We start from the raw sequence: 11,329 nt of genomic DNA on the forward strand, positions 1-11,329 counted from the left end.
CGCCGTTGCGACCGCCAGCCTGATCCTCGGCATCGCCGGTTGCGCGATGAGCACGCAGCCGGCCTCCACCGACCAGACCGACACGGCCGGCCTGTCGCGCGAGGCGACCGACAACTCGCAGGCCTCCATGGCGCAGGCCGACACGTCGACCGCGTCGACCATGCCGAGCACCACGGCAGCGGCCTTGCCGGTGACTGCCAGCGGCCAGTGGGCCGAGCCGGCGCCCGTCGCGGCGCCGCTGGTCAGCGACACCGCGGCGATCCCGCCGGCCGACCAGGCACCGATGGCCAGCACCACCCCGGCGCCGAGCACCGACATGCCGGCGACTACGACCACGAGTACGACCACCGACCCCATGCCGAGCAGCGAGCAGGCCTTGCCTCCCCGCAGCGACCGCAACTGATCGTCACGCGGCCGGCGGGGCCGCGCCGTTTCAGGGGTGCGGGCCGAGTGCCCGTGTGAGCGCCTGCGCCGGCCGCAGCGAGCCGACGTCCGTGCCGCGCCAGTTGCGCAGCGCCTGGTGGCTGTAGCCGTGCAGCAGCTCGCCCTCGGCGCGCAACAAGGCTGTGGCAACGGCAGCCATCGCGGCCTCGGCCGCGCGGGCGGCGCCGTCGTCGATCTTCAGCGCCACGCCCAGGCCCAGCGCCGGCAAGGCCGCGCAGTACACGCCCTCGGCGCCGATCTTGCAAAACAGGCGCTCGCCGAAGGCCTGCATGACGCGCGTGTCGAAGCGGTCGGCGCCACCCACCATGAAGGGCGCCTTCGCGACCGCCTCGCGCAGCCGCCGGGCGGCGTGGGCGTTCGCGCTCGACAGGCCCTGGCCGGTGCCCGCGCGCGCAAAGGCCAGCGCGAGCGCGCGCAGCGGCAGCGCGAAGGTCGGGATGGAGCAGCCGTCGATGCCGCGCGGTGCGCCTTCCACGTCCACACCCGTTGTGGCTGACAGGGCCGCCGACACCTCGCGCATCACCGGGTGCTGCGCCGCCACGTAGCCGCGCGCGAACTCGGCCGGGTCAGCGCCGGCGTTCCGCGCCATCAGGCACGCCACGCAGACGAAGCCGCTGTGCTTGCCCGAGCAGTTGTTGTGCAGCGGGCCGGCCTGTTCGCCGCGCGCCACCATGCCGCGCAACACCGGCTCACGGCTGGGCCACTGCGTGCCGCATTCCAGCGCGGTGTCGTCCAGCCCCAGCTTGGCGAGCACGCCTGCAGCCGTGGCCACATGCTCGGGCTCGCCGCTGTGCGAGGCGCAGGCCAGGGCCAGTTCGGCGTCGGTCAGCTCGAACGCTTCGGCCGCGCCACTGGCCACCAGCGGCAAAGCCTGCAGCAACTTGACGGCCGAGCGCGGGAAGATGGGGCGGTCGATATCACCCAGAGCCGTGTGCACGGCGCCCGAGGCGTCGACGATGGCCAGCGCGCCGGCATGGCGGGATTCGACGGCGCTGCCGCGCAGGAGGTCGATGAGGACGGGGTTCATGGGGTCAGTCTACGGACGACTGGCCCGAGGTTGAATGAAGGCCCCGCGTCACGAGGGCGTGTCGTGTTCGTAGTTTGGAAGTGCAAACTAGGGGTTCACATTAAAGACCTGACCCCGATCCTGGGTTGCAATCGCTTGACATCCGTTGCTCAGAAAGGGTGGAAATGCAACGTAGCGCTTTAACTTTGGCCAAGAGATATGGGATTGAGTCAGGAATTCAGGCCGTCACTCGCTTATGTGCGAGAAGCAACCCAGCCTTAATGCGACGGGTGGCGTAAATAGTGGACTAGAACGGGTCTGCTTGAACGGCATGCCGTGGGCCAACAAGATGTACTACTGAGGTATGCCGAACATGCGCTCTTCTGACCTTGTTTGAATGAATTTAATGGAAAGAACATCATGCTAGTGAAATCAATTCCGTCACTTGAAACTCTCTGCGTACTTGAAGAGATTGCCGAAAAAATCCATGTCCAGTACGAATTGGATATTGACTTAATCAAGAGAACGCCAGGAATGAGGCATATTATTACCAACACAAAGACGGGAACCATTTTGATGGGCGCCCCAATGGGTCGAAATCTTAATCGCGATCTATATGCTGTGTTTAATAAGCATGCGGTGGTTGTATTCAAGTATGACCAAGCTTTTGTTGAGCTAATAGTCCATGCAAAAAGCGACAACCTCTCCATCGAAGAAATCGCGCATTTCAAAAGAGATCTCGACGACGCAATTGCAGTTTACGGCGATTTTCCGTTCACAAAATCACATACTTAATTGGAAGCGTACTGAAGTTCTGCGTAATTCTCTTTACGACATTTTCTTTTTGAAATCTCCACAGGAAGTGGATGAGCATTCTTGACTGTCACGACCATAAACTTCTTTGCCGATAGCAAATATTCTATCGCTTTGGGCATTCTTAAAAATTTCGCCGATATAAGTCAAATCCGGAGAAGACTATGAGCTACGTAAACGAATATATCAACGACGCCGATATTTCCAAGTATGGCATCACGAAACTTAACAGGCGCTTCGTCTGGCTGGAGGTGCGTCCGCAATGGACACGAGACAGCGAGCGCGATATGTATCTCCGGGTTGTTGGCGAAGGCAGAGAGGAGTTCCTCGACGACTTCGACTTCTCATTCTATTGGCATGGCGAATTGATCCTCGCGCGCCTGCGGCGGAAGTTCGGCGAAAAGGATGGCTTGCGCTCGATCAGCTATGAAATGATCAAATTGGATATGGATGAGTCCAATATTGAGGACCGAGAACAGATGTTCGGGGATTTGAAAGAGGCGCTCGTTGCCTACGGCGGAGCGGGCGTGCTCAATCGCAGCAATATCGTCAATTTCGAATTCAAATTCTGATCACGCACCGACATGACGTTACTTACTGCAACCGAAGCCGCCCCTCGATTCCGACCAAGTTGCGCGTGTCACCATTCAAAGCCTTCACCTGCTCACGCTCAGCGCACGCGCGTTGCGGCGTCAGGCTACGCTGGACGTTCGAGCTGGTTATGGCATGCATGCTGGCCGGCAAGCGATCGAAAGAGTCTGCGGCTGCGACATGCCCGCAAACACTCTTCGTTGTGTCGCGTAATCCATATCAGCATGCTGGCGCATATTCAAGCCGCTGTGCCATCATTTGCGATAAACGCACGGCCGAGGGTCAGGTCTAAATTCTGAACTCCTAATTTGAACCCTGACCCTTCGCCCTCGCCGCTCGTCCGCCGTCGATCAGCGTTCTGCGTCCGCCCCTCAATCCACATGCACCCGATTCCGCCCCGCGTGCTTGGCCGCATACAGCGCCTGGTCCGCCCGCTTCAGTAGCTGATCCGCTTGCAGCGGCGGCATGCCCCCGGCGATGCCGACGCTGATGCGCACGACCAGCCCCGTCGCCGTGGCGGCCCAGTCGTGCTCGGCGACGGCAAGGCGCAGGCGTTCGCAGATCTCGGCGGCCTGCGGCGGCGCGATGCCCACCAGCACGGCCAGGAACTCCTCGCCGCCGATGCGGGCCAGCAGGTCGGCGCTGCGCAGGCGGTGGCGCAGCAGCTGGGCGAGTTGCTGCAGTACGGCGTCGCCCACGGCGTGGCCGTGGGTGTCGTTGATGCGCTTGAAGTGGTCCATGTCGAGCGCCGCCACGCTGATGACCTGGCCGGCCATGCGCGCGCCTTCCACCAGCAATGGCAGCGCGAACTCGGCATGGCGGCGGTTGTGCAGGCCGGTCAGCACGTCTTCATGCGCGGCGCGGTCCAGCGCGTTGGCGTGTTCGCGCAGGCGCAGCTGCTCGGTCTCGAGATGGGTCGCGCGGGCGCGCTCGCGGCGGGCGTCGGCGGTGGCGCTGTCAGCACGGGCTTGCGCCTGCTCGACCTGGTCGCGGATGAGGATGACCTCGGTCTGCAGCACGAGGTTGTCGCGGGTGATCTGGCGGTCCAGGCCGACGAGTTCTTCCAGCCAAGCCAGCGCCTCGCGGAACTGGCCGCAGCTCTTGTGCGTCTCGTACAGCGAGCGCACCAACAGCCGGCGCAGCTTGGGCGGCGGCGGGCTGGCGGCGTTCAGCAGCGCCTCCATCACGCGCGCGGCCTGCAGCGGTTCGCCCTTCAGGCGCAGGAAGAGGGCGCGCTGCGCGTCGGCCTCGACGGCGAGCGTGCGGTAGCCGTGGTCGTGGGCCAGGTGGCCGAACTCGTTGAGCAGGGGCAGGGCTTCGTCCAGCAGGCCGCCGGCCAGCAGGGCGTTGACGAGGTTGGACACCGCCACGGCCACCTGGAAGGGGCTGCCTGAGTCGCGTGCCAGCTCGGTGGCTCGCTCGGCCGTGAAGCGGGCCTGGGCCACGGCGTCGGCCAGCGCGGCGGGGTCACCGTCGTCCCGGGCACCCTGGACGCGACGCAGCCAGAAATAGGCGAGGTTGTTGTGGCACGAGAACAGCACCTCGGCCACGCGGCAGCCGGACGCAATCTCCAGCGCCTGTTCGGCCGACGCGCAGGCCTGCGTGGGGTTGTCCAGGCTCGAATAGGCGACGCCGATGCGGTTCAGCGCCCAGGCCTCGCGCACCGCATCGCCAGCGCGGCGAGCGGCGGCCAGCGCCTTCATGCCGGACTCCAGCGCCTCGCGGCCCATCAGCAACTGGCCGTAGACATAGGTCTGTGCCGTCAGCGCGTCGGCCAGCATGGCGTCGTCGCCCAGGCGCGCGGCCAGCGTCAGGGCCTCGGTGGCGCAGCGGGCGCTGGCCGTCAGCCGGCCGGTGCGCGGGTATTGGTGGGCCAGCAGCGCCAGGGCCTCGCCGCGGCGGCGCAGCTCGGTGGGCGGGCAGGCCTGCAGCAGCAGCTCAAGCACGTCGTTGGAAGCTTGATACGCCCCGGCCGCCGCGAGCTGGCGCTGCGAAGCGAAGCCGGCATCGAACGCGGGCGCGTCAAAACCGGCATCGTCGGGAGAGAGGGTGGGGAGATCGAGCAGGTCTGACATGGGAACTGGCCATTCTTGCCCAGCCCCAGAATGCCGGCCATGCACGACAGCACCGTTTTCGGGATCGACTTCACGAGTGCGCCTCGCCGCGCCAAGCCCATCCGCGTTGCTGCGGGCCGCCGCCATGGCGCCGTCGTGCGCCTGGACCGCCTGACCGCGCTGGACAGCCTGAACGCCTTCTCCGCCTGGCTGGCCCAGCCGGGGCCCTGGATGGCCGGCTTCGACCTGCCTTTCGGTCTGCCGCGTGAGCTGGTGGAGACGCTGGGCTGGCCGACCGACTACGCCGCACTGATGGCCCACTACGCCAGCCTGGACCGCGCCGAGATCCGCGCGCGCTTTGCCGCCTTCTGCGACGCGCGCCCGGCGGGCGCCAAGTTCGCCCACCGCGCCTGTGACGGCCCGGCCGGCGCCAGCCCGAGCATGAAATGGGTCAACCCGCCGGTGGCGTGGATGCTGCATGCCGGCGTGCCGCGCCTGATCGCGGCGGGCGTGCATCTGCCGGGGCATCTGCCCGGTTTGCTCGCGGGCGACGAAAGCCGCGTTGCGCTGGAAGCCTATCCCGGCCTGCTGGCCCGGGAGCTGATCGGGCGGCGCTCATACAAGAGCGACACCAAGGCCATGCAGACGCCCGAGCGGCTGATCGCGCGCAAGGACCTCGTTGAGGCGCTGGAGCAGGGGCGCACGCGGCTGGGCCTGCGCCTGAAGCTCAGCCACGCGCAGCGTGACGAACTGGTGGCCGACGCGAGCGGCGACAGCGTCGACGCGGTGCTGGCAATGCTGCAGGCGGCGTGGGCGGCGCAGCAGCCGCGCTATGGCTGGCCGGTGGGAGTCGACGCGATCGAAGGGTGGATCGCCAGTGCCTGAGGGACTTGTTCAGCGTTGCCCTGAGCCGCATTCGCCCAAAATAGCGGCTCTTGCCCGCTTTGGGCAAACCAGGATGCATGGATGCAACCCGTAGAACTTGCCGCATTGAGCGCTTACTTGAAATGCCGGCGCGGTGCCATCTTGCAGGCGTGGCGCACGGCGGTGACGTCCGACCCGACGCTGACGAGTGGCGCCGCACTGCCCCGCGCCCAACTGCACGACCACATCCCAGCGCTGCTGGTCGACTTCGAGCGCACGCTGGCCGGCAGCGACGTGGCGGCAGGTGACAACGATGAGGAGCCTCATCAGGCCGACGCCGCAGCCCACGGCCTGCACCGCTGGCAGCAGGGCTTCGACCTGACCGAGGTGACGCGGGAGCTCGGGCGGCTGAACGAATGCGTCGTGGTGGAGCTGGAGGCCTATGCCGTCGGCCAGCCGGGGCCCGACCCAGCAGCCATGGCCGAGGCGCGCCGGATCTGGGCACGGCAATGCGGCGACGCGGTCAGCGCCAGCGTGTCGCAATACTTCCAGCTGCAGCAGATCGAGGCGGGCAGCCACATTCGCGATCTTGACCACGCCCTGCAGTCCTTGCGCGAGCTGGAGCAGGAGCGCGCCCGCCTGTGGCAGGAGGCGGCGCATGACCTGCGCGGCGGCCTCGGCGTTGTCGCCACCGCCACGGCGGGCCTGGCGTCACCGAAAGCGTCGGAACTGGCGCGCGGCAGCTTTTTGCGCCTGCTCGACCGCAACGTCAGCTCGCTGAGCCATCTGTTGAACGACGTGACCAGCTTCGCCCGGCTGCAGGGCGGCCTCGAACACCGCCAGGTGGAGCCCATCGACGCCGCCGCCGTGCTGGCCACGCTGTGCGAGGACCTGCAGCCGCATGCGCAGCAGCGCGGCCTCTTCCTGAAGTTCAACGGCATCGCAGCGCTGCCCGTGGAGGGTGACGCGGTCAAGACCCGGCGCATTGCGCAGAACCTCGTCATCAACGCGATCAAGTACACGCGCAGTGGCGGCGTCACGGTCAGCTGCGGCGTCTGTGCGTCCGACGATCAGGAGCGGTGGTTTTTCGAGGTCAGCGATACCGGGCCCGGCTTCCACGCCGGCCCGGGCTCGCAGCTGGCGGGCGCGCTGGAGGAGGCGACCGATCAGGCCAATCAGATCGCCGCCGACCACGCCACGGGCGCGATCACGCATGTCAATGTGGAACTGGCCGAGGTGCAGGCCTCGTCCGACGATCCCCGGCCGGTGCAGCAACAGCCCGGCGAAGGCATCGGGCTGTCCATCGTCAAGCGGCTGTGCGACCTGCTCGATGCGACCACCGAGCTGCAATCCGACGCCGGCGTCGGCACGACGTTCCGGATCCTGCTGCCGCGCCGCTACGAGGAGAGCGCGGCTTCATGACTATTTGCGCATCAGCGTGCTCTTGCCGAACAGGCTCTCGATGAGGTCCACCGCGACCACCGCCGTGCGGTTCTTTTCATCCAGCGCCGGGTTCAGCTCCATCAGGTCCAGCGAGGCCAGGCGGCCGGTGTCGGCAATCATCTCCATGCAGAGGTGGGCTTCGCGGTAGGTCGGGCCGCCGCCGACGGTCGTGCCGACGCCGGGCGCCATGACGGGGTCGAGGAAGTCGACGTCGAAGCTGACGTGCAGGTGGGTGTTGTCGTCCAGCGTGGCCAGCGCGAGTTCCATCGTGTGGCGCATGCCCATTTCGTCGATGAAGCGCATGTCGAAAACTTCCAGGTCGTGCTCGTGCACGAAGGCTCGCTCGCCCTCGTCGACGCTGCGGATGCCGATCTGGCGAATCCACTTCGGGCTGACGGCCGGTACATGGCCGCCGATCTCGATCAGCTCCTTCGGGCCGAAGCCGCACAGGCAGGCCACGGGCATGCCGTGGATGTTGCCACTCGGGGTCAGCTCGCTGGTGTTGAAGTCGGCATGCGCGTCCAGCCACAGCACGCGTAGCTTCTTGCCCACGTCGCGGCAATGGTGAGCCACGGCGGCGATGGAGCCGAGGCCCAGGCAGTGGTCGCCGCCCAAAAGGATGGGCATGCGCCCGGTCTTGAGCTCGGTGTAGACGGCGTCGTGCACCGTCTGGTTCCAGGCCACGACTTCGTCTAGGTGGCGATAGCCCTCCACCGGCGGCGCCCAGGGGTTGGTGGGGCCGGTGAGGTTGCCGCGGTCGACCACATCGACGCCGCGCCCGCGCAGCGCCTGCGCGAGGCCGGCCACGCGAATGGCCTCGGGGCCCATGCTGGCACCGCGCACGCCGGCGCCGACGTCCGTGGGCGCGCCGATCAGGGAGACGTTTCTGAGTTTGGTCATGGTGCGTGGATGCTTGAGAGTTCGGGTTCCGCTTCGAGCAAGGCCCAGGCCTCCTCGGCCGTCTCGACGAACTGGAACATCTTCTCGTCGCCCGCGTTGATCATGCCGGTCTCGATCAGCAGGTCGAAGTTGATGAGCTTGGTCCAGAACTCGCGCCCGAACAGCAGGATGGGGCGGCGGCGGCTCTTGCGGGTCTGGATGAGCGTCAGCGTTTCGAAGAGTTCGTCCAGCGTGCCGAAGCCGCCGGGGAAGCACACCAGGGCCACGGCGCGCATCAGGAAATGCATCTTGCGCAGGCCGAAGTAGTGGAAGCGAAAGCACAGCTCCGGCGTGATGTAGGGATTGGGGTACTGCTCGTGCGGCAGCACGATGTTCAGGCCGACACTCTTGCCGCCCACCTCGTAGGCGCCGCGGTTGCCGGCTTCCATGATGCCGGGGCCGCCGCCGGTGGCGATGACGACGGGCCGGCCGCGCTTCGTGCACTCGGCCGTCGCGATCGCTGCAAAGCGGCGCGCCTCTTCGTAGTAGCGGCTCATGGACAGCTTGCTGCGCGCGATGCGCAACTGCGTCTCGTCGCCGCTGGCCTCGGCGGCGGCCATCAGGGCCTGGGCCGCATCGGCCGACAGGATGCGCGCGCTGCCGAAGATGACGATGGTGGACTTGACGCCCTGCTCGTTGAGCATCAGCTCGGGCTTCATCAGCTCCAGCTGCATGCGCACATGGCGCATGTCCTCGCGCAGCAGGAAGGTCTCGTCCTTGAAAGCCAGCTCATAGGCGCTGCCCGGGCCGTCGTACTCGGGGTGAGGGGGCAGATTGCGGCACTCTTCCTTGGCGGTCGGGAAGTTGCGCGTCGGGACTTCGGTGGGCTTCATGGGCGGGGAGATTGTGGGCAGGTCAACGCTGGATTTTGTGCTCCAAAACAAGGCCGCCGCCTTACTTCATCCACCGCAGACGGTGCATTCCCGGTCGCGCTGCAAGGCGATCTCGCTCCACTGCATGCGCCGGCCGTCCAGCATCAGCAGCCGCCCGGCAAGCGGCTCGCCGATGCCGGCCAGCAGCTTCAAGGCTTCGGCCGCCTGCATGCTGCCGACGATGCCCACCAGCGGCGCGAACACGCCCATGGTCGAACAGGCCACGTCCTCGAAGCCGGACTCGGGCGGGAACAGGCAGGCGTAGCAGGGCTGCTCACGTGAGCGACTGTCATAGACGCTGATCTGGCCGTCGAAGCCGATGGCCGCGCCCGACACCAGCGGTTTGCCGTGCCGCACGCAGGCCGCGTTGACGAGATGGCGGGTGGTGAAGTTGTCGGTGCAATCGATGACGACATCGGCGTCCGGCACTTCGAGGTCGAGCAGCTCGGCATCGGCCTTCTCGGGCAGCGCGCGCACGTTCACGCCCGGGTTCAGCGCCACCATGCGCTCGGCGGCCGACAAGACCTTGGGCCGGTGCAGGCTGGCCATGTCGTGGGCGATCTGGCGCTGCAGGTTGGTCAGTGACACCGTGTCGTGGTCGATCAGCGTGATGCGGCCGACCCCGGCGGAAGCGAGGTAGAGCGCCACCGGCGAGCCCAGCCCGCCCGCGCCGATGACGAGCGCTCGTCCGTCAAGCAGGCGCTGCTGGCCTTCGATGCCGATCTCGTCGAGCAGCAGATGGCGCGAGTAGCGCAGCAGGTCGTCGTCAGTCATGGCGGCAGGATAAGCCTGCCTCGGCAAGGTTGCGCCTGGGCCGCGACACTTCCTGCAGATGAAGTCCACGCCCACCGCCACCCCGCTCAGCCCCGCGCTGACCTTGCTGCTTGCCACCGCCACGGGCCTCGCCGTCGCCTCCATCTACTACGTGCAGCCGCTGCTGGGCCTGCTGTCCGCGCAGTTCGGCGTCGGCAGCGCCGCCATCGGCTTGTTGCCTACGCTGACCCAGTTGGGCTATGCGGCAGCCATCCTGCTGCTGTCACCGTTGGGGGACCGTTATGACCGCCGCCGCCTCATCGTTATCAAGGCTGGGGCCCTCGTCGCTGCGCTCGCTTTCGCCGCGTTGGCGCCGGGTTTTGCGGCCCTGTGCGTGGCCAGCGTCGTCATCGGCCTGATGGCCACGCTGGCCCAGGACATCGTGCCCGCCGTGGCCGCGCTGGCACCCGAGGCCGAGCGTGGCAAACGCGTGGGCCAGGTCATGACGGGGTTGCTGCTGGGCATCCTGCTGTCGCGCGTGGCGGCCGGCTCGCTGGCGGCGCTGGCGGGTTGGCGGGCCGTGTATGGCGCGGCGGCGGTCGCGGTCGCGCTGCTGATCCCGCTGCTGTGGCGCAGCCTGCCGCGCTTCGTGCCGGCGACGCAGGCCAGCTATGGCGCGCTGCTCGCTTCGATGGCGAGGCTGTGGGTGCAGTACGCGCCGCTGCGGCGGGCGGCGCTGGCGCAGGGGCTGCTGAGCGTGGCCTTCAGCGCGTTCTGGTCGACGCTGGCGCTGGTGCTCGCCGGGCCGGAGTTCGGGGAGGGCAGTGCGGTGGCCGGCGCCTTCGGGTTGGTCGGCGCGGCGGGCGCGTTGATTGCGCCGATGGCCGGTGGGCTGGCCGATAAGCGCGGGCCGCAGGCGGTCATCCGTGCCGGGGCGCTGCTGGTGTTCGTGGCGTTCGCCGTGCAGGCAGTGGCGCCGGCGTCGCTGTGGCTGCTGGTGGCCGTTGCGGTGGTGTTCGACCTGGGCGTGCAGGCCGCGCTGGTGTCGCATCAGAGCGTCGTCTACAGCCTCGACCCGGCGTCGCGCAGCCGGCTGAATGCGGTGCTGGTCAGCGTGATGTTCATGGGGATGGCGAGTGGGGCAGCCCTCGGGTCAGCGTTGCTGGCGGGGTTTGGGTGGCGGGCGGTGCCGGTGCTGGGGGCGATGGCAGCCCTTGGGGCCGTTGTGGTGGCTCGGCGGCGTTGATGTTGTTGGGCTTGCGTGGAGCCTGTGCAGCTCGCTGCCGTGTTGCCGGGAGTCCCGCCCGGCGGCGGGGTAACTTTCTTCTGCGGGGCCAGAAGAAACCAAAGAAGAGGCTCTGAATCCGCACTCGAGTGGGATAAGTCGCTCGCGATGCTCGAACTGCACCGCACCCCGAAGCGACCCGCTGCGCTCTCGCTGCTGTCCTTATGACGACCACCATCCATCGCCCCTTCACGCCGGTTAACGCCGGCTGCACGCCGGGCTCACCAGGAATGCAAATGCCGCGTCGCCCGAGCGACGCTGTCTT

At 67.2% G+C, this 11,329-nt stretch carries 10 protein-coding genes and 1 pseudogene; 6 read left to right on the forward strand and 5 right to left on the reverse strand.

The window, feature by feature from the left end:
- A pseudogene (locus ABIS05_RS20075) lies at window positions 1-403 on the forward strand (hypothetical protein); the annotation flags it as partial.
- A gap of 30 nt (window positions 404-433) precedes the next feature.
- Here ABIS05_RS20075 and ABIS05_RS20080 read toward each other — a convergent pair.
- Window positions 434-1,471: an asparaginase gene (locus ABIS05_RS20080; protein WP_348010136.1), complete on the reverse strand. Its 1,038-nt coding sequence runs from the start codon at window positions 1,469-1,471 to the stop codon at window positions 434-436.
- A 399-nt stretch (window positions 1,472-1,870) separates the two neighbouring features.
- Between ABIS05_RS20080 and ABIS05_RS20085 the strand changes: the two genes are divergently transcribed.
- Window positions 1,871-2,245, forward strand: a complete 375-nt coding sequence (locus ABIS05_RS20085) for a hypothetical protein (RefSeq protein WP_348063316.1) — start codon at window positions 1,871-1,873, stop codon at window positions 2,243-2,245.
- 182 nt (window positions 2,246-2,427) lie between these two features.
- A complete protein-coding gene (locus ABIS05_RS20090; RefSeq protein WP_348010138.1) occupies window positions 2,428-2,835 on the forward strand; it encodes a hypothetical protein in 408 nt (135 codons plus the stop codon).
- A 390-nt stretch (window positions 2,836-3,225) separates the two neighbouring features.
- Here ABIS05_RS20090 and ABIS05_RS20095 read toward each other — a convergent pair whose 3' ends face one another.
- Window positions 3,226-4,929, reverse strand: a complete 1,704-nt coding sequence (locus tag ABIS05_RS20095) for a diguanylate cyclase (RefSeq protein ID WP_348010139.1) — start codon at window positions 4,927-4,929, stop codon at window positions 3,226-3,228.
- Between the two features lie 39 nt (window positions 4,930-4,968).
- Between ABIS05_RS20095 and ABIS05_RS20100 the strand changes: the two genes are divergently transcribed.
- Window positions 4,969-5,793, forward strand: a complete 825-nt coding sequence (locus ABIS05_RS20100) for a DUF429 domain-containing protein (protein WP_348010140.1) — start codon at window positions 4,969-4,971, stop codon at window positions 5,791-5,793.
- A gap of 81 nt (window positions 5,794-5,874) precedes the next feature.
- The gene (locus ABIS05_RS20105; protein WP_348010141.1) at window positions 5,875-7,194 is read left to right on the forward strand and encodes a sensor histidine kinase; all 1,320 of its coding nucleotides are present in this window, start codon (window positions 5,875-5,877) and stop codon (window positions 7,192-7,194) included.
- On the opposite strand, the gene rocF is transcribed toward ABIS05_RS20105, so the two are convergent.
- From rocF to ABIS05_RS20120, 3 genes are all read right to left on the reverse strand, one after another.
- A complete protein-coding gene (gene rocF, locus ABIS05_RS20110; RefSeq protein WP_348010142.1) occupies window positions 7,195-8,115 on the reverse strand; it encodes an arginase in 921 nt (306 codons plus the stop codon).
- A complete protein-coding gene (locus tag ABIS05_RS20115; protein ID WP_348010143.1) occupies window positions 8,112-8,987 on the reverse strand; it encodes a TIGR00730 family Rossman fold protein in 876 nt (291 codons plus the stop codon). Before ABIS05_RS20115 ends, rocF begins: the two co-directional genes overlap by 4 nt.
- Before the next feature lie 66 nt (window positions 8,988-9,053).
- Window positions 9,054-9,800 (reverse strand): HesA/MoeB/ThiF family protein, encoded by a 747-nt coding sequence (locus tag ABIS05_RS20120; RefSeq protein ID WP_348010144.1) that lies wholly within the window; start codon window positions 9,798-9,800, stop codon window positions 9,054-9,056.
- Between the two features lie 58 nt (window positions 9,801-9,858).
- On the opposite strand from ABIS05_RS20120, the gene ABIS05_RS20125 reads away from it, so the two are divergent.
- On the forward strand, window positions 9,859-11,025 hold the full coding sequence (locus ABIS05_RS20125) for an MFS transporter (protein ID WP_348010145.1): 1,167 nt from the start codon (window positions 9,859-9,861) through the stop codon (window positions 11,023-11,025).
- Window positions 11,026-11,329: the final 304 nt, after the last annotated feature.

It is taken from the genome of Roseateles sp. (genome assembly GCF_039929605.1).
Lineage (GTDB): Bacteria > Pseudomonadota > Gammaproteobacteria > Burkholderiales > Burkholderiaceae_C > Pelomonas.

Coding starts and splice junctions, on each gene's coding strand:
- ABIS05_RS20085 (WP_348063316.1), top strand. CDS start 1,871: ATGCTAGTGAAATCAATTCCGTCACTTGAAACTCTCTGCGTACTTGAA.
- ABIS05_RS20115 (WP_348010143.1), bottom strand. CDS start 8,987: ATGAAGCCCACCGAAGTCCCGACGCGCAACTTCCCGACCGCCAAGGAA.
- ABIS05_RS20125 (WP_348010145.1), top strand. CDS start 9,859: ATGAAGTCCACGCCCACCGCCACCCCGCTCAGCCCCGCGCTGACCTTG.
- rocF (WP_348010142.1), bottom strand. CDS start 8,115: ATGACCAAACTCAGAAACGTCTCCCTGATCGGCGCGCCCACGGACGTC.
- ABIS05_RS20100 (WP_348010140.1), top strand. CDS start 4,969: ATGCACGACAGCACCGTTTTCGGGATCGACTTCACGAGTGCGCCTCGC.
- ABIS05_RS20120 (WP_348010144.1), bottom strand. CDS start 9,800: ATGACTGACGACGACCTGCTGCGCTACTCGCGCCATCTGCTGCTCGAC.
- ABIS05_RS20095 (WP_348010139.1), bottom strand. CDS start 4,929: ATGTCAGACCTGCTCGATCTCCCCACCCTCTCTCCCGACGATGCCGGT.
- ABIS05_RS20090 (WP_348010138.1), top strand. CDS start 2,428: ATGAGCTACGTAAACGAATATATCAACGACGCCGATATTTCCAAGTAT.
- ABIS05_RS20105 (WP_348010141.1), top strand. CDS start 5,875: ATGCAACCCGTAGAACTTGCCGCATTGAGCGCTTACTTGAAATGCCGG.
- ABIS05_RS20080 (WP_348010136.1), bottom strand. CDS start 1,471: ATGAACCCCGTCCTCATCGACCTCCTGCGCGGCAGCGCCGTCGAATCC.